Origin of the sequence: Caballeronia sp. LZ029 (assembly GCF_031451275.1) — a bacterium.
GTDB lineage: Bacteria > Pseudomonadota > Gammaproteobacteria > Burkholderiales > Burkholderiaceae > Caballeronia > Caballeronia jiangsuensis.
In genome coordinates, this window is record NZ_JARUXO010000001.1 from 1,689,563 (window position 1) to 1,707,183 (window position 17,621).

At 63.6% G+C, this 17,621-nt stretch carries 18 protein-coding genes; 10 read left to right on the top strand and 8 right to left on the bottom strand.

The window, feature by feature from the left end; translation table 11 throughout:
- Positions 1-79: 79 nt before the first annotated feature.
- Positions 80-577 (bottom strand): Rrf2 family transcriptional regulator, encoded by a 498-nt coding sequence (locus QCE73_RS07965; protein ID WP_035501159.1) that lies wholly within the window; start codon positions 575-577, stop codon positions 80-82.
- A gap of 245 nt (positions 578-822) precedes the next feature.
- Between QCE73_RS07965 and QCE73_RS07970 the strand changes: the two genes are divergently transcribed.
- Positions 823-1,365: a group III truncated hemoglobin gene (locus QCE73_RS07970; protein WP_309880559.1), complete on the top strand. Its 543-nt coding sequence runs from the start codon at positions 823-825 to the stop codon at positions 1,363-1,365.
- 6 nt (positions 1,366-1,371) lie between these two features.
- Here the strand turns inward: QCE73_RS07970 and moaE are convergent, their stop codons facing one another.
- From moaE to glp, 3 genes are read right to left on the bottom strand one after another with little or no spacing between them, the layout of a single operon-like run.
- Positions 1,372-1,845: a molybdopterin synthase catalytic subunit MoaE gene (gene moaE, locus QCE73_RS07975; RefSeq protein ID WP_309880561.1), complete on the bottom strand. Its 474-nt coding sequence runs from the start codon at positions 1,843-1,845 to the stop codon at positions 1,372-1,374.
- A 1-nt stretch (position 1,846) separates the two neighbouring features.
- Entirely contained in the window at positions 1,847-2,104 is a 258-nt protein-coding gene (moaD, locus tag QCE73_RS07980) for a molybdopterin converting factor subunit 1 (RefSeq protein ID WP_035501053.1), read from the bottom strand.
- Positions 2,101-3,324 (bottom strand): gephyrin-like molybdotransferase Glp, encoded by a 1,224-nt coding sequence (gene glp, locus QCE73_RS07985; RefSeq protein ID WP_404989766.1) that lies wholly within the window; start codon positions 3,322-3,324, stop codon positions 2,101-2,103. Before glp ends, moaD begins: the two co-directional genes overlap by 4 nt.
- A gap of 221 nt (positions 3,325-3,545) precedes the next feature.
- On the opposite strand from glp, the gene QCE73_RS07990 reads away from it, so the two are divergent.
- The 6 genes from QCE73_RS07990 (at position 3,546) to QCE73_RS08015 (ending at position 8,640) form a co-directional block, all read left to right on the top strand.
- Positions 3,546-4,091 carry an NUDIX hydrolase gene (locus tag QCE73_RS07990; protein ID WP_035501055.1) on the top strand — a complete coding sequence of 182 codons (546 nt, stop codon included), beginning with the start codon at positions 3,546-3,548 and terminating at the stop codon, positions 4,089-4,091.
- 43 nt (positions 4,092-4,134) lie between these two features.
- Complete coding sequence (gene aat, locus QCE73_RS07995) at positions 4,135-4,866, top strand: leucyl/phenylalanyl-tRNA--protein transferase (RefSeq protein ID WP_035501057.1); 732 nt, start codon at positions 4,135-4,137, stop codon at positions 4,864-4,866.
- A gap of 115 nt (positions 4,867-4,981) precedes the next feature.
- Positions 4,982-5,809 (top strand): arginyltransferase, encoded by an 828-nt coding sequence (locus QCE73_RS08000; protein WP_035501162.1) that lies wholly within the window; start codon positions 4,982-4,984, stop codon positions 5,807-5,809.
- A gap of 95 nt (positions 5,810-5,904) precedes the next feature.
- Positions 5,905-6,927, top strand: coding sequence for a quinone-dependent dihydroorotate dehydrogenase (locus QCE73_RS08005; protein WP_035501059.1), 1,023 nt, complete (start codon positions 5,905-5,907; stop codon positions 6,925-6,927).
- A 114-nt stretch (positions 6,928-7,041) separates the two neighbouring features.
- Positions 7,042-7,842 carry a cystine ABC transporter substrate-binding protein gene (locus QCE73_RS08010; protein WP_035501061.1) on the top strand — a complete coding sequence of 267 codons (801 nt, stop codon included), beginning with the start codon at positions 7,042-7,044 and terminating at the stop codon, positions 7,840-7,842.
- A 138-nt stretch (positions 7,843-7,980) separates the two neighbouring features.
- Positions 7,981-8,640 carry an amino acid ABC transporter permease gene (locus QCE73_RS08015; protein WP_035501064.1) on the top strand — a complete coding sequence of 220 codons (660 nt, stop codon included), beginning with the start codon at positions 7,981-7,983 and terminating at the stop codon, positions 8,638-8,640.
- Positions 8,641-8,673: 33 nt separating this feature from the next.
- Here the strand turns inward: QCE73_RS08015 and QCE73_RS08020 are convergent, their stop codons facing one another.
- From QCE73_RS08020 to QCE73_RS08035, 4 genes are all read right to left on the bottom strand, one after another.
- On the bottom strand, positions 8,674-9,678 hold the full coding sequence (locus QCE73_RS08020) for a Gfo/Idh/MocA family oxidoreductase (RefSeq protein WP_309880568.1): 1,005 nt from the start codon (positions 9,676-9,678) through the stop codon (positions 8,674-8,676).
- 144 nt (positions 9,679-9,822) lie between these two features.
- Positions 9,823-10,575, bottom strand: coding sequence for a FadR/GntR family transcriptional regulator (locus QCE73_RS08025; protein ID WP_035501066.1), 753 nt, complete (start codon positions 10,573-10,575; stop codon positions 9,823-9,825).
- A 484-nt stretch (positions 10,576-11,059) separates the two neighbouring features.
- Complete coding sequence (locus QCE73_RS08030) at positions 11,060-12,211, bottom strand: glycosyltransferase family 4 protein (protein WP_035501068.1); 1,152 nt, start codon at positions 12,209-12,211, stop codon at positions 11,060-11,062.
- Between the two features lie 216 nt (positions 12,212-12,427).
- Positions 12,428-12,961, bottom strand: a complete 534-nt coding sequence (locus QCE73_RS08035; RefSeq protein ID WP_309880573.1) for a GNAT family N-acetyltransferase — start codon at positions 12,959-12,961, stop codon at positions 12,428-12,430.
- A 376-nt stretch (positions 12,962-13,337) separates the two neighbouring features.
- Between QCE73_RS08035 and QCE73_RS08040 the strand changes: the two genes are divergently transcribed.
- From QCE73_RS08040 to QCE73_RS08050, 3 genes are all read left to right on the top strand, one after another.
- Positions 13,338-14,363: a DUF1839 family protein gene (locus tag QCE73_RS08040; RefSeq protein ID WP_309880575.1), complete on the top strand. Its 1,026-nt coding sequence runs from the start codon at positions 13,338-13,340 to the stop codon at positions 14,361-14,363.
- A gap of 1,013 nt (positions 14,364-15,376) precedes the next feature.
- On the top strand, positions 15,377-16,123 hold the full coding sequence (locus QCE73_RS08045; protein WP_309880577.1) for a Crp/Fnr family transcriptional regulator: 747 nt from the start codon (positions 15,377-15,379) through the stop codon (positions 16,121-16,123).
- 33 nt (positions 16,124-16,156) lie between these two features.
- On the top strand, positions 16,157-17,578 hold the full coding sequence (locus QCE73_RS08050; protein ID WP_309881944.1) for an undecaprenyl-phosphate glucose phosphotransferase: 1,422 nt from the start codon (positions 16,157-16,159) through the stop codon (positions 17,576-17,578).
- The last annotated feature ends 43 nt before the right edge of the window (positions 17,579-17,621 follow it).

Sequence of the window (17,621 nt, forward strand, 5' to 3'; positions counted from 1 at the left end):
TGACGGCGTCGACCGACTCCAAGCTCAGGATTGACTGCGGCCTTCGGGTTTTGTTCAGCGCGCGATGCGTCCCGGCGTGTCAGGACGATGCGCGCACCGGCACGAACGCGCCCGCCGGAACCGGCGCGATGCTGACGATGCCGAGCAGCCGCGCGAGTTCGTTCGCCGGATGCGCGAGTTCGCCGATCGTATGCTTGTCGAGTTCGGCGAGAAAGGCGTCGCGCGCGGCCGCGAGCACGCCGCGCAGACGGCAGCTCGGCTGAATCACGCAGCGCTGACGCGTTGCATCGCCCTGATCCGCGAAGCAGCCGACGATCGCGAAATCATTCTCCGTCTTGCGCACGACGTCGCCGATCGTGAGGTCGCGCGACCGCGATGCGATCCGCAGGCCGCCGTTTCGGCCGCGCACGGTTTCGACCCAGCCGAGCTCGCCGAGTTGCTGGACGATCTTCATCAAGTGATTCTTCGAGATGCCGTACGCATCCGAAATTTCCTGAATCGTCGAAAGGCCCGAGGGTCGAACGGAGAGATAAAGCAGAACACGCAGCGAATAATCGGTGTAATCGGTGAGTCGCATGATTTCGCGCGTATAGAGTTGGATGCAAAGGCGCATCGGTGATTTGACGGAACGCGCGTCTCGTCAAAAAATCCGCGCAAGGACAGGGAGCGATGTTTAAATCGACGCTGCATGAAACGCAAACGAACGTCCATGCGATTCGGACAACCGGGGCGCCTGAGCACGGAAGCACCATTTTGCGTCATCTTGATATCCTCCGTCAGCAAAATAACCGATCAACTCCTTCTTTGTTTCGCAGATCGACGATGACCACCGAACATCCCGCCACCGACGCGCCGCGCGAGCGCGAACCCAGCGAAGCCAACGTCCGCGCGCTGGTCGAAGCCTTTTATCGCCGCGTCGACGACGATCCGCTGCTCGGACCGATCTTTTCGCGCGCGCTCACGGGACGCTGGGACGAGCATCTCGCCAAGATGACGACGTTCTGGTCGAGCCTCGTGCTCGGTTCGAAGCAATATCGGGGAAACGTGCAGGAAGCCCATCGTCCGATCGACGATATCGAGCCGCGCCACTTCGCGCGCTGGCTGTCGCTGTTTCTGAATACGGTCGAGTCGCGCTACGAGCCGGCCGCAGCCGTGCAGTTCATGGAACCGGCGCTGCGCATCGCGCAGAGCCTGCAACTCAGCAAGTTCGGCTGGGAATATCAGATTCCCGTCGAGCAGCAGGAACTGCTCGCGGCGCTGAAGCGTCAGCGCACGGGCGACGCGCCCGAGCCGCGCTTTCCCGAGCGTCCGGACGCGGAGCCGTTTCCGGCGAAGTTCATCGGCAAATCCGCCGGCGACAAGTAACGCCGATCAGGACGGATCGTTTTTCCAGCGCGCGAGCGCCGCATCGTCGGATTCGCGCGCGTCGACCCAGCGCTCGCCTGCCTCGGTCTTTTCCTTCTTCCAGAACGGCGCCTGCGTCTTGAGATAGTCCATCACGAAGGCGCACGATTCGAACGCGTCCGCACGATGCATCGCCGTCGTCGCGACGAGCACGATCTGATCGAGCGGCTTCAACTTCCCCACGCGATGCACGATCAGCACGTCCGAGCCGCGCCAGCGCTCGCGCGCCTGATCGGCGATCGTTTCGAGCGACTTTTCCGTCATGCCGGGGTAATGCTCCAGCTCCATGGTTTCGACGGCGCTGCCTTCGTTCAGATCGCGCACCGTGCCGACGAAGCACGCGACCGCGCCGACCTTTGGATTGTCGGCGCGCAACGCGGCCACTTCCGCGCTGATGTCGAAATCGGCTTCCTGCACGCGGACTTTGGAACGCGTCGACATGTCAGCCACCCGTGACCGGCGGGAAAAACGCGACTTCGCAGCCTTCGGTGATGCGCTGGCCCGGATTCGTCATCACGTGATTGCACGCCATGCGCAACGCGCGGCCTTCGGCGAGCGCCTCTTCCCACACGCCGCCGCGCATACGCAGCCAGGCGCGCACATCGCCGACATTGACCACCGTGTCCGGCACGCTGACCGTCTCGTTCGCGACGCCCAGCGCCTCGCGCACGCTCGCGAAAAACCTCAGTTCGACTTTCATATCAGTTCTGAAAATGGGATGAAGCGCACGATCTCGCCGGCGCTGATCGCATGATTCGGCGGATTGTCGATGAGACCGTCGCCCCAGACGGTCGATGTCAGCACGGCCGAACTCTGGTTGCCGAAGAGATCGAGCCCGCCCGACTCGTTCACGCGCGCACGCAGGAATTCGTTGCGGCGATCGCCTTTTTTCTGGCTGAAGTCGGCGCGCATCGAGTGGACGCGCGGCGTGACGTTCGTCACGCCCGCGAGACGCAGCAGGAACGGCCGCACGAACAGCAAAAACGTGCAGAAACTCGACACCGGATTGCCCGGCAAGCCGATGAAAAACGCCTCGCTTCCTTCGTCGCCGCGCCGCACCGCGCCGAAAGCGAGCGGCTTGCCCGGTTTCATCGCGATCTGCCACATCGAAATGCGCCCTTCGGCCTCGACTGCCGGCTTCACGTGATCCTCCTCGCCGACCGACACGCCGCCGCACGTCAGGATGAGATCGTGGTCGGTGGCCGCGCGCCGCAGCGTTTCGCGCGTCGCGTCGAGCCGGTCCGGCACGATGCCGAGATCCGTCACCTCGCAGCCGAGCTTCGCGAGCAGCGACCGCAGCGTGAAGCGGTTCGAGTTATAGATCGCGCCGGGTTCGAGCGGCTCGCCGGGCATCCTCAGTTCGTCGCCGGTGAAGAAGATCGCTACGCGCACCCGGCGCACGACATCGAGCTGAGCGCAACCGACCGACGCCGCCAGCCCGAGCGCCTGCGGCGTGAGGCGCGTGCCCGCGGGCAGAATCACCGAATCGCGCCGGATATCCGCGCCTTGCCGCGTGATCCACTCGCCCGCCGCGGGCGTCTGCGCGAACGCGACGCGACCGTCGTCCGTTGCGTGCGCCATTTCCTGCATGACGACGGTATCCGCGCCGGGCGGCACCGTCGCGCCGGTGAAGATGCGCGCGGCCGTACCCTCCGCGAGCGCCGCGGCCGCGTGGCCCGCCGGAATGCGCTGCGACACCGGCAACGCGACGGGCGCGCCTTCGCTCGCGCCGGCGAGATCGGCGGCGCGGACCGCGTAGCCGTCCATCGAGCTGGTGTGCATCGGCGGGACGTCGAGCGGCGAGGTCACGTCGGCGGCGAGCACGCGGTTCAGCGCGTCGAGCGTGTCGACGCGCTCGCGGCCATCCACCTGACGCGCGGCGTCGAGCAGACGGCCGAGCGCCTCGGCAGTGGCGAGCATCGGAGGACGGCTGGAAGCGGCTGGCGTGGTTGACATGGCGTTCATCGTGAAAAGGGACACTGCAATTCCGGTCAACTATTGTAGCGAGAAGGCAGGCGTCGCACTGTCGGCTCCAGGCAAACCGGTCATGCGGCGCGACTGATGCCGCAAACCATGTGCATGCCTCAAAGCCGCAGCAGCACGGTGATACACTCGCAGGCACACTTCCCACGTCCATTTCCATGAAATTCTGTTCCGTCTGCGGCCACGAAGTCGGTCTCGCCATTCCGCCTGGCGACAACCGCGAGCGCTTTGTCTGCAACAATTGCGGCACGGTTCATTACCAGAATCCGCGCAATGTCGTGGGCACCGTGCCGGTGTGGGACGACAAGGTGCTGCTGTGCCGCCGCGCGATCGAGCCTCGCTACGGTTACTGGACGCTGCCCGCCGGCTTCATGGAAATGCAGGAGACGACGAGCGAAGGCGCCGCGCGCGAGACGCTCGAGGAAGCGGGCGCGCGCGTCGAGATCCAGAGCCTCTTCACGCTGCTCAACGTGCCGCACGTGCATCAGGTGCATCTCTTCTATCTGGCGCGGCTGCTCGATATCGAAGTCGATCCCGGCGAGGAAAGCCTGGAAGTGAAGCTCTTCGAGGAAAGCGAGATTCCGTGGGACGAGATCGCGTTCCCGACGGTCGGCCAGACGCTGCGCTTTTTCTTCGCCGACCGCGCCGCCGGCAATTTCACGCTGCATACGGGCGACATTTTCCGCACGCTGCGCGACGGCTGATCGCACGCTCGCCGACATCACAGAACGCCGCCCACCCGAGAACATGGTTCCCTGGCTCGCCGACGACGATCCCTTCCCGCCCGTCGAGCGCGCGCTCGATGCGGCGAGCGGCGCGCCGGGCCTGCTCGCGGCAAGCGCGGATCTTCTGCCCTCACGCCTCATCGACGCTTATGGGCGCGGTATCTTCCCGTGGTATTCGGACGGCCAGCCCGTGCTGTGGTGGAGTCCCGATCCGCGCATGGTGCTCTTTCCGGCCGAGTTCAAGGTGTCGGACTCGCTGCGCAAGACCCTGAAGCGCGTCGTGCGCGATCCAATCTGGGAAGTTCGCGTCGATGATGATTTTTCCGCCGTGATGCGCGCCTGCGCGGACACGCCGCGCGACGGCCAGCGCGGCACCTGGATCACCTCGGACATCGTGGATGCGTACACCACCTTGCATCGCGCGGGCAACGCCCACAGCGTCGAGACGTGGTACGACGGGGTGCGCGTGGGCGGGCTTTACGGCGTGTCGTTCGGGCGCATGTTCTTCGGCGAATCGATGTTCGCGCACAGAACCGATGCGTCGAAAATCGCGCTCGCGGCGCTCGTCGGACACTTGCGCCGCAATCAAATTGAGATGATAGACTGCCAGCAGAACACGTCGCATCTGGCGTCGCTGGGCGGCCGCGAGATCGCGCGCCGCGCGTTCGTCGCGCATCTCCGGCGGGCCACGGCGGAACCGGCGATCGGCTGGCGCTTCGACAAATCCGTCCTGCTCGACGTGCTGGCGCGCTGAACGCTTCGCGCGACGCCCGAGCGACAAACGTAATGCAGCCGCCATGCGCGCGCCCCAAAGAGGATTGCGCGCGCCGGTCGGCAACGACGAGACGACGCCTGCGAGAGCCGCCAACGTGACACATCCGAACGAGCTGCCGCTGTCACCGCTTTCCGCGCTGCAATTCTATGCAACAGCGCCCTATCCTTGCAGTTATTTGGAAGGGCGCGTCGCGCGCTCGCAGGTCGCCACGCCGAGCCATCTGATCAACTCCGACGTCTATACCGAACTCGTCAAGGCCGGTTTCCGGCGCTCCGGAGTATTCACCTATCGTCCGTATTGCGACGGCTGCCGCGCCTGCGTGCCGGTGCGCGTGCCGGTCGCGCGCTTCGTGCCGAACCGCACGCAGCGGCGCGTGTGGAAGCAGCACGGCGATCTCGTGGCGAGCGTCGCGCCGCTGCATTACGACGAAGAACACTACGCGCTCTATATGCGTTATCAGTCGGCGCGGCATGCGGGCGGCGGCATGGACCGCGACAGCCGCGATCAGTACGAGCAGTTCCTGCTGCAAAGCCGGATCAATTCGCGTCTCGTCGAGTTCCGCGAACCCGTCGATCCTGCGCATCCGGATGCGCCCGGCGTGCTGCGCATGATCAGCATGATCGACATCCTCGGCGACGGGTTGTCGTCGGTCTATACGTTCTTCGAGCCGGACATGCCGAAGACGAGCTTCGGCACCTTCAACATCCTCTGGCAGATCGAGCAGGCGAAGAGCCTCGACCTGCCGCATGTCTATCTCGGCTACTGGATTCGCGAAAGCGAAAAGATGGCCTACAAGGCGAATTTCCGGCCGCTGGAAGGCCTGATCGACGGCCGCTGGACGCTGCTCGATCCCGCGAACACGCAGTCCGCCGGCGCGCTGCCCATGCCCGGTCGCATCCACGGTCCGGGCCAGCCGAAATAGCCGCCCGCGTACTTCCGGCACTGCCCGACCGGGCCGCCGTCCAAAGCCGCTAAAATAGCGGTCTTAAAAAAACCGCCGTCGCCGGCTTTCATTTCGTGTTCAGTTCCCTCTATCCGATCGCGCGCTCGCATCTTTTCAAGATGGACGCGGAAGACGCTCATCACCTGACGCTGCGCATGCTGGGCGCCGCCGGCCGCACCGGACTCGCGGGCATGCTCGCCAAGCGCGGCCCCGATTCGCCCCGCACCGTCATGGGCATCACGTTCCGCAACCCGGTCGGCCTCGCGGCGGGCCTCGACAAGGACGGCGCGTGCATCGACGGGCTCGCCGCGCTCGGCTTCGGCTTCATCGAGGTGGGCACCGTGACGCCGCGCGCGCAGCCGGGCAATCCGCGTCCGCGCATCTTCCGTCTGCCGGACGCGAACGCGCTCATCAACCGGATGGGTTTCAACAACGGCGGCGTCGATCAGTTCGTCGCGAACGTGAAGGCGGCGCACTATCGCGGCGTGCTGGGCCTGAACATCGGCAAGAACGCCGATACGCCGATCGAGCGCGCCGCCGAGGACTATCTCTACTGTCTCGAACGCGTCTATCCGTTCGCGAGCTATGTGACGATCAACATTTCGTCGCCGAACACGAAGAATCTGCGGCAGTTGCAGGGCGCGGGCGAACTCGATTCGCTGCTGGGCGCGCTGAAGGAGAAGCAGACGCGGCTGTCCGACCTGCACGGCAAGCTCGTTCCGCTCGCTCTCAAGATCGCGCCCGATCTCGACGACGAGCAGATCAAGTCGATCGCGGGCACGCTGCTCGCACACAAGATCGACGGCGTGATCGCGACGAACACAACGCTCTCGCGCGCCGCCGTGACCGGCATGAAGCACGGCGACGAAGCCGGCGGGCTATCGGGACGCCCGGTCTTCGATGCGTCGAACGAAGTGATCCGCAAGCTGCGCGCGGAAGTCGGGACCGACGTGCCGATCATCGGCGTAGGCGGGATTTTCTCGGGCGAGGACGCGCGCGCGAAACTCGCGGCGGGCGCGTCGCTCGTGCAGATTTATACGGGGCTGATCTATCGTGGCCCGGCGCTCGTGCGCGAATGCGTCGAAGCGCTCGCGTGAGGCCGCTGATCGCGCATATAGACATGAACAAACGATATGACGCGGCGATTGCATTCTTACTATGATCGCCGCATCTGATAAAGACGCTGTGCCCATCAAGAGGAAAACAACACAATGAAACTGTCCACGCTCAAGAAGCTCGTCGCCGCCAGCCTGATCGGCGCGGCATTCACCGCCGTCACGACGGCAGCCCACGCCGACGACCTGCTCGATCAGGTCAAGCAGCGCGGCACGCTGCGCGTCGGCCTGGAAGGCACCTTCCCGCCGTTCAACTCGAAAGCGCCGAACGGCGAGCTGGTCGGCTTCGACGTCGATATCGCCAAGGCCGTCGCCGCGAAGCTCGGCGTGAAGCCCGAATTCGTCACGACCGAATGGAGCGGCATCATCGCGGGCCTGCAGGCAGGCAAGTTCGATGTGATCGTGAACCAGGTCGGCATCACCGATGCGCGCAAGCAGACGCTCGACTTCTCGCCGGCGTACACGTATTCGAACGCGCAACTGATCCAGCGTTCGGACGACAAGCGCGAGTTCAAGACGCTCGACGAGCTGAAGGGCAAGAAGCTCGGCGTCGGTCTCGGCACGAACTACATGGACATGGCGAAGTCGGTGCCGGGCATCGATGTGAAGACGTATCCGGGCGCGCCCGAGTATCTGCGTGACCTCGCCGCCGGCCGGCTGGACGCGGCGCTCAACGATCGCCTGATGCTCGCGTATCTGCTGAAGAATTCGCAACTGCCGCTGCGCACGGGCGCGAATGTCGGTGCGGGCAATCCGTCAGGCATTCCGTTCAAGAAGGGCAATCCGAAGTTCGCGAAGGCCCTCGACGACGCGATGAACCAGCTCGAAGCCGATGGCACGTTCACGAAGATCTCGGACAAGTGGTTCGGCATCGACGTGACGAAGCCGGCGAAGTAAGCCAGCATCGTTCTGCTGGTCGGGGCGGCATCGGATGACGGTGCCGCCCTTCGTTTTTTCGCTGCCGGTTTATGATGTGCGCTTTGCGCGCGCCGATCGGTTCAATTCGCGCGCCGGCTCCTCACCGCATCCCCGTTCATGTCCACGACTTCCCTGCTCGTTCAATCGGCGCCCGTGCTGGCGCAAGGCGCGCTACTGACGATCAAGTTCGCGCTCTACTCGATGTTCTTCGGCCTCATCGCGGCCGTCGTCCTGGCGTTGATGGGCATCAGCCAGAGTCGCGTGCTCGTCGCGATCGGGCGCTTCTACGTGAGCGTGATGCGCGGCACGCCGCTGCTCGTGCAGATTTTCGTCATCTACTATGGTTTGCCGAGCCTCGGCATCTCGCTCGAACCCACGCCCGCCGGCGTGATCGCGCTGTCGGCGAACGTCGCGGCGTATCTGTCGGAAAGCATGCGCGGCGCGATTCTCGGCATCCACGCCGGACAGTGGCTCGCGGCCTATAGCCTCGGATTGTCGCGCACGCAGACGCTGCGCTACGTGATCGGGCCGCAGGCGCTGCGCATCGCGGTGCCGAGCCTGTCGAACAGTCTCATCAGTCTGATCAAGGACACGTCGCTCGTGTCGGTCATCACCGTGACCGAGTTGTTGCGCAGCGCGCAGGAAGTGATCGCGGCGACCTATCAGCCGCTGCCGCTCTATCTCGCGGCGGCGTTCGTCTACTGGATTCTGTGCAGCGTGCTCGAATTCGTGCAGCGGATTTTCGAGCGGCGTCTCGCGCTGCCGGGACGACATTGACGAAAAAGCCGCTTAAAAAGCGGCTTTTTCGTATCAGTCGGTCTCGAAGGGAAAGCGCAGATTCAGATCGCGCCGTGCCGCGTCGATGATCGCGATCATGCGCATCGACATCGCGTGCGGCATCACCGGGCTTTCGGTTTCGCCCGCGCGCAGCAGCTCGCAAAAATGCGCGGTTTCGTAGTTGAGGCCGCCGCCCGTGAAAGGCTCGTCGAGTTCGATCCTGCGTCCGTCCGTGTAGGCGATGGTCGCGCGCGCCGGATTCCACCAGTTTTCGTGGATCGTCACCGTGCCGAGCGTGCCGCCGATGAGCGCATCGCCGCGGCCTTGCAGATCGAGTCCGCAGAACAATTGCGCGATGCCGCGTTCGTGGCGCACATTCAGGCTCGCGAACACATCGACGCCGGTCGCGCCGAGACGGCCGATAGTCTGCACGTCGAGCGCCTCGCCGAGCCAGTCGACCGCGAGAAACGCCTCGTAGATGCCGATGTCGAGCAGCGCGCCGCCGCCCGCTTCGAGCGTGAACGACGGATGATCGAGCGGCACGTTCGCCATCGAGCATCCCGCGCGCACGAGTCCGATCTCGCCGATCGGATCGCGCGCCAGATGCTCGCGCAGACGACGATACAGCGGATAGAACGGCGGCTTCATCGCTTCCATGAAGAGGAGCTTCGCCTCGCGCGCCGCGTCGATCATGCGCTGCAGGTCGCGCGCGTTCACCGCCGCCGGTTTCTCGCACAGCACGGGCTTGCCCGCCGCGAAGGCGCGCAACGCGTATTCCGGATGACTGTCCTGCAAGGTCGCGATGTAGAGCGCGTCGACATGGTCGAGCATCGCGTCGAAATCGGCGAATGCGCGTGCATCGAATGCATCGGCCAGCGTGCGCGCCGTTTCCTCGCGGCGCGACCAGACCGCTGCGAGCCGCGCGCCCTTCACATGCGTGAGACTGTCGGCGAAGCGCCGCGCGATGCGTCCCGCGCCGACGACGCCCCAGCGTATCGTTGCTGCGTCGATGTTCGTATCGGTCAATCTTTCCTCCATGCGCCAGGTTCGTGGTGCGACGCATTGTGCCTCATTGCATCGCATGACGACTTCGCACGGCGCGCGCAGACGGCAAAAAGCCGGGACATGTCCCGGCTCCGTGCTTGCGGCTCAGCCATCATCGACCGACGTGCTACGAACGCGTCACACCCCCGCGGATGCATTCACGTTCGGCGCGGCGGGCTGGCTGTTCACCCGTTCCAGCGAGAACGCGCGGCCCACTTCCTCCGCCGCCAGATCGACGAGCGCGCGCGTCGCGGACTCGGCCGCGGCGGAATCCTTCGCCTCGATCGCCTCCACTACGCTTTTCTGCGCCGCGAGCGTCGCTTCGCGCACGGATTCGATGCCATCGACGATCGGATTGACCGTCACCAGCGCGCCGCGCACGATCGCCGTCATCTGACGAAAGAACTGGTTGCCGCTCGCCGCCACGATGCGCGTGTGCAGCACTTCGTCAGCGGCCTGATATTCCGGCTCGCCGACCTGCAAACGCGAGAGCGTGTCGAACGCGTCGCGGATTCCGGCGATTTCGTCCGGTGTCGCCCGCGCCGCCGCCAATGCAGCCGCACGCGGCTCGATCAGCATGCGGAATTCGATTACATCGCGCAAAAATGTCTGATCTGGCTTGGCGCGAAATCTCCAGCTCACCACATCCTCGTCGATGAGACGCCAGTCGCTCATCGGACGAATCCGCGTGCCGGTTTTCGGCCGCACGTCCAGCATGTGCCGCGCGAGCAGCATCGAGAGCGCCTCGCGCATGACGGTGCGGCTCACGTCGAACTCCTTCGAGAGGATGTCCTGCGGTGGCAGTATCGCGCCATATTTTTGCTCGACGATGCCGGAAACCAGTCCGTCCATGACCTTCGCCACCAGCGATCGCTCTTTGTTGTCATCCATCTCGCTTCTCCCCTTCTCGCCTGTTCCGTAGCCGTATGTATGAGCGCATCGCTTTCGCTTTCCCCGGGCTGCGAAAGGCACGACGAGTTCCCGACAGGTCCATTCGTCGTGCTAGATACGTTGCGTCTTCGTTGCTTCGAATGCCAGTTGGGAAATTCCTGACAGGGTAATCCCTCTGACCTCGATATCGATATTTCGTTTTTTTCTTTCTTCTGCTTTCGCGTGTATCTGCTGCGCTCGCGCCGCGCGCGCGCAGTCATTCATCAGGGAAACTGAAGAATGGCGGCGTCGCAGCGCGGCAAGTGCGTTTTTTGCAGTCCTTGATCTCCTCGGACCGATCATGCACTCATTTGAGCAAGCATCTCGTAGGCGTTCTGTGCGAACGCGAACGGAAGGCCGATGGGAAAGTCCTTTTGTATGATCGGATGGTTTGGACGAAAGTACCGTGGCGCGGTGCGAGCGCGGGGATTTGTCAGCGCTATGCTTAAATCGCGCCATCTGTCGTCCGGGGCCTTCGCGCATCGAGCGCGAGCTGACGGCGGCTCATCGATTCGCGCTCCTTGAGCGTCTGCTGGTAGACCGCCATGTACTCGCCGCAGACTCTTTCGACCGAAAGCGGCTGCAGGTTTTGCCGCGCACGCGCCGCGAGCTGGCCGCGTGCCTGCCGGTCGAGCAGAAGCCAGCGCAGCTTCGCCGCCGCCTGTTCGATGTCGCCCGCGGTCACGAGCACGCCCGCCGCGCCGTCGTCGAGCATTTCGGGGATGCCGCCCACGCGCGTCGCGACGATCGCGCAGCCCGCCTCGCGCGCCTCCGCGATCACGAGCGGCCCCGGATCCTCGCGCGACAGGAGCGCGAAGATATCCGCGCTCGCCAGATAGGGCCGCGCATCGGCGACGAAGCCGGTGAAGTGCGTGACCTCCGCGATGCCGAATTCGGCCGCGAGCGCTTCCATCGAAGCGCGCTCGGGGCCATCGCCGACGAGATACAGATGCGGCTCGGACATGAACTCCCGCTCGCTCGCGGACTGCTCGCGCACGAGCGCGAACGCCTGCAGGAGATCGGCGATGCCCTTCCTGCGATACATGCCCGCCACGCAGACGATGTTCGGATGCTTGAGGCGCACCGGCTTCGCGGCGGGCCTGCACACGAGCCGCGGCGCGCCCACGGCGCCGTTGAGCACGATCGACATGCGCGCGGAATCGATACCGCGCGCCTGCAGATCCATCGCGACGGCGCGGCTCACGGCCACCATGCGATCGCCCGCGCGCACGAGCGATGCGCTCTTCTGCAGTTCGTGATGCACCGTCGTCACGAGCGCGAACCGGCGGCGCATGCTGCCGAAACGCGAAATGAGCGCGCCGGTCATCATGTGCGCATGGACGATCTCGGGATCGAAGCGATCGATGAGACGATTGAAGCCCGCGATCATCGACGGCACGCGCCAGGGCTGCCGCGACTGCTGTAGCGGCACATGCGTGATGCCGTGACGGCGCAACAGCGGCTCGAAGCCGCCGCCCGACGATGCGACCACGACGTCCTGACCCATGCGCGCCTGCATGCAGGCGAGATCGACCATCATGTTGACGGTGCCGTTGCCGATCGTCTGCGCGTGATTGGCGAGATGGACTATTCGCATGAGATAGGCTGTTTGTACGCTCGCCGGTATTGGCCGGCGGCGTTGATCTTATTGTTTCGAGGACACGCTTCGAGGCGGCCTGCGCCACCTCGGTCGATGTTATTGCGTTGTTCTTGCCTCGATGCCCGGACGGTCCACGCCTTGTGATGACTGATGCGTTGGCTTCTGTCGCCGCGCGCGCGGGTTGCGGCGCACGCGGCACGTCTCTGGTGGCGCTTAGAGCAACTCGTACGTGGTGGCGTGCTCGCTCGGCGCGAACAGCGTCTTGCTCGCGCCGGCCGTCTCGCGCGGCTGCCGGCTCTTTCTCGTCAGACCGATGAAGGGCATGCCGTGCTCGAGAAACGGACCTTCGGTCTTGCGAAAGCCGAACGCCTCATAGAAGCCTCGCAGGCTCACGGGTGCCGTCAGGCGCACGCCGCGGCCCGGCCAGCGCTCGGCGGTCACCGCGAGCACGCGTTCGATGAGCGCGTGCGCGGTGCCATCGCCGCGGCGCAGCGGGCTCGTCAAGATCTTGTCCACCACGACCTCAGGATCGTCGGCATCGCCTTCGTGAATGCGTGCATAGGCGAGGACGGGCATCGAACGGCTCATGTCTTCGGCCGCGAATACGTGCGTGCCGGTTTCATCGCGGCCATCCGGATCGAGATGGACATGCGACTGTTCGACGACGAACACCGCACTGCGCGCGCGCAAAATCAAATAAAGCTCACGCGCAGTGAGTTGTTCGAAATCCAGGGTTTTCCAGTTCATCGATTATCTCCATGCTTTACCGGTAATTACCGGCGTTGCGACGATTAAACGTTACGTGCCAACCCGCCTGAAATCGGTGCGCCATCGCACCGACCCAAGCCTCGCGCGCCTTTCAAATAAGCCCGACCACACGCAAAAAGGCGTCCCGGGGAAAAAGACGCCTGCCCGACGAACGAAACGACCACGCGACGGCCCGCTGAAACGGACCGTCGCGCGCGTCGGCACGCGTCGATAGCGCTCGCGTAATACGGCACCTTCATGGGAAAATCACAATGCATACCGCCATCGAACGCGACAGAGACGCACAACGAAAAGGACACTCGCTCACCCGCGCGCGCGGTATCGAACGCCGGCCTTGCCGGCCCGAGGTCACGGCATGAGCGCGTTCCATACGAGCGGTGTGACGGATTCAGGCGCGAGTCGTTCCCGCGTCGTGTCGCTCGATCCCTTGCGTATGCGTGCGCGGCGCCATCATGCGCATGCGCTGCATCGCGGCGAGCGCATCTGGCGCGAAGCCGTGTCGCCGGCCGATCTATGGATAGAAATCCTGCACGGCAACGGCCTCGAACCGCGCGCCGCGCTGGCCTTCACCGTTGCTCAGGACTTCGAAGCCGATCAGTTCACGCTCGGCAAGCTGCCGCCGGACGACATCGAAAAGCTTTACGGCCTGCAGGTGCAGGAGCTTTCCGTGTTCGATTCGCTCGAAGAACGCGCGCTCGTGCAGACACGCCGCTCGAACATCGTGCTCGTCGAAGTGGATGCGTTCTTTCTGCCCGACATGCGCACGGTTTCCTATCATCGCGAGCATGAGAAGACGACCATCGGCATCGATGTGATCGATCCCGATGCGCGGCGACTCGGCTACTTTCATCACACGGGTTATCACCTTCTCGACGGTGACGATTACGACGGCGTATTGCGTCCGCACGCGCCGCAGCCGGCGCTCTTTCCGCACGTCGAATTCGTCAAGCGTGTACGCGAACCGATGTCCGGCACCTCGCTCGCCGAGGTCTCCGCCGACGCACTGTGCGCGCATCTGTTGCGCCGCCCGATGCATAGCCCCATCACCCGCTGGCGGGCGGCGTTTCCCGAGCATGTCGATACGATGATCGCGCGCGGCGAAGCGTATGCGCGCGTTTATGCGTTCAACATGATGAGGCAGCTCGGCGCGAATTTCGAACTGCTCGCGCACTACCTGCAATGGATGCGCGACCAGGGCTTCGATATTCCCGTTCAGACCCACGCGGGCGCACGCAAGATCGCAAGCGAAGCGATGGTCATGCAGTGCCGGCTCGCGCGCGCGCTTTCGCGTGGCCGTCACGATCTTTGCGAAGCATCGTTCGACGCCATCGAGGATGCGTATGAACGCGTTATTCCGCCGCTTGCGAATATCGTGTGCTGATCGCTCGAAGACGCACGGATTACCCGTCGATTCGTATAAGCAAACACATTCGGTAAAAACATACTTGAAGCCTTGTTTCAAGGGGTTTTTCACTCGCTTACGTTCGCGCCGTATATTCGCTTCGTGACCTCGTTATGTCTTTGCTGCAATTTTCGCGAGGCTCGTTTCGCGCGCGTAAATCGGTTCCGCATGAAATTGTCCCCGATGAAACATTTCGGGGCACCTCGCTTCCCGTCGAACCCGCATATTCGAAACGATCGATCCGACGAAACACGCGCAAACGTTTTACGGCGAAATGCCGCTCGATGCGGCGCTGTGGGGGTTCCCGCAAGCCCTGTGTGAGCTATTGCACGCCCGAATACACGCTTCTCGCGTGCGAACGAGCGCGGCTTCGCGCACCGACTTTTCACTTCGTGCAATCGGCGCAACGTTTCCGCTTCATGCAACGCGCGGCGGCAGACTTTTCCGCTTGCCCGCAAAGCCCCGCCCGGCAAGGCTTCGCGGGTAATCAAGCGCCGCCGGGAATAACGCGCGTTCGATAGCCCACGAAGCCCATGGAACACGGATGAATCATTTTTAATTGTCCCTACGAAAGCAGGTGTGCTGTCGAAGGGATGTCGACCTGTGAGGCTTGTCGCACGGTGGTCGGAAAAGCCTGAACCGTCATTCGGGGGGATTGCACTGATGAAACTCATCGGTGCTCACAGGCATTCCTAAGACCACCGATGTTCAAGACTGAAACAAAAACGCTGCGCTGCGCTGCATCACGAAAAGTGCATGAGTTATGAGGCCCCGCCAGCATTGCGATTGCCCGCACTGGCACAGTCCTCGCTAATAGAACCTCGCAACCCGGAACAGCGCGAACAACAAACTCGAATACACGCGCAAACGGGCCGCTACGGGGCTGGAGTGATGCTTCATCGAGTTGGTCGCAAGCGACGACATTCGAAAACGGTCACACCAGTAAATAAAAATTGAAGCGCAACGCGCGAAGTTACGAGAGAGAACAAATCATGCTGACCCTCCAGTCCGACCTGCACGGCAATCATCTGCTTGGCGCCCTTCCGGCGCACGAATGGCAGGCGCTCACACCGCATCTCGAACTCGTACAACTGCGCACCGAACAACTGCTCTGCGACTCGGGCCAACGTATTCATCACGTCTATTTCCCGACGACGGCCATCATCTCGCTCTTGCACACGATGGAAGACGGCGGCTCGGTCGAGATCGCCGCGGTGGGCCGCGAAGGCATGACGGGCGTGCCCGTGCTGACCGGCGGCGAAACGATGCCGACGCGCGTGCAGGTGCAATGCCCCGGCTTCGCCTATCGCATGAGTGCGCAAGCGCTGCGCGAGCAATTCGGCCGCTCGGACTTTCTGCGCCGCCTGATGCTGCTCTATATGCAAGCGCTGCTTACGCAAGTCGCGCAGACGGCCGCGTGCAACCGGCATCATTCGTTGAACAAGCAACTTTGCCGCTGGTTGCTGATCGAAATCGATCGTACCGCGTCCAACGAACTGCAAGTCACGCAGCAACTGATCGCCGACATGCTCGGCGTGCGTCGCGAAGGCGTGACCGAAGCGGCGGGCAAGCTTCACGACGCGGGACTGATTCATCACAGCCGCGGCTGCATCAAGGTCGTGGATCGCGAGGGGCTCGAAGCCCGCGCCTGCGAATGCTACGGGCTCGTCAAGCGCGAGTTCGACCGTCTGCTCCCGCGTCTTCGCGCAACCGAGGCGGTAACGGCCTCAAGTGTCTAACGGCTTGGATTAATGCAAGAAAAAAATCACGATTTGTTTTCATGGCTGGCACGTTGTCTTGATGTCTGTCTCATCATCGCGGGCGGATTGATCGCGCATGACGTACGCTTTTCATCGCTCGATTTCAGCGATATCGAAAGGCTGCTGATCGCGTTCAACTCCGCACTCGCCCTTCTGCTCTTCCCTGCGTTCGGCGTGTACGAAACCTGGCGTGGCAAACCGCTCGCCATGATGCTCGCGCGCGTCACGCTGGCGTGGATGGCCGTGGTCGCGGCGGGCCTCCTGCTCGCATTCACGCTGCATCGCATGGACGCCGTGTCGCGTCTGTGGTTCGGCTATTCCACGCTCATCTCCGGTGCGCTCATCATCGCGGCGAAACTGCTCGTGTATTCGGGCTTGCGCCTGATGCGCGGACGCGGCCTGAACCAGCGCACCGTGGCGATCGTCGGCGCGCAGGGTTTCTCGCGAACCTTGCTCGCGCATCTGGGCAGCACGCCCGAGCAAGGCTTCACGCCCGTGTGCGTGCTCGACACGACCGGCGACACGGAACTGCAGGCAACAGGCGCCGACGGCGTGAACCCTCCGACGACAGCAATCGGCACCGGAGGCAATCGTTTGCCTGTGCTGACCGACTTCGACGAGCTGGTGGACAAAGTGCGCGCCGAGGAAATCGACGAAGTGTGGCTCGCGCTGCCGCTGTCGCAGGAACACACGATCTACCGCTTCGTGCACGCGCTGCGGCATGACTTCGTGAATCTGCGGCTGATTCCGGACACGCGCAGCATCTCGCTCTTCAATCATTCGATGACCGATGTCGCCGGGCTCGCGACCATCGACCTGACGACGTCTCCGCTCGGCACCTTGCAGATGTGGCCGAAGCTGCTCTTCGACCGCCTCTTCGCGGCGACCGCGCTCCTCGCGCTTTCACCGCTGCTGATCGCGATCGCGATCGCCGTGAAGGCGACGTCGAAGGGTCCGGTGTTCTTCACGCAGCATCGCAAGGGCGCGGACGGGCGGCCGTTCCGCATCTACAAATTCCGTTCGATGGGCGTGCATCGGGAGAGCACGGGCAGCGTCACGCAGGCGACGCGCAACGATCCGCGCGTGACGAAGGTCGGTGCGTTTTTGCGGCGCACGAGTCTGGACGAGCTGCCGCAGTTCCTGAACGTGCTGTTCGGGCATATGTCGGTCGTGGGTCCGCGCCCGCACGCGCTGGAACATGACGACCTCTACAAGGATCTCGTCTACGGCTACATGTTCCGTTACCGCATCAAGCCTGGCATCACGGGCTGGGCGCAGGTGAACGGCTATCGCGGCGCGACGGAAAAGGTGGAGAAGATGCAGAGCCGCGTGAAGTTCGACCTGTTCTACATTCACAACTGGTCGTTCTGGTTCGACATCAAGATCGTCGCGATGACGATGTTCAAGGGATTCATCGGACGCAACGCGTATTGATCGACGCGACCGCAAAAAGCCCGGCGATGCCTGCATCGCCGGG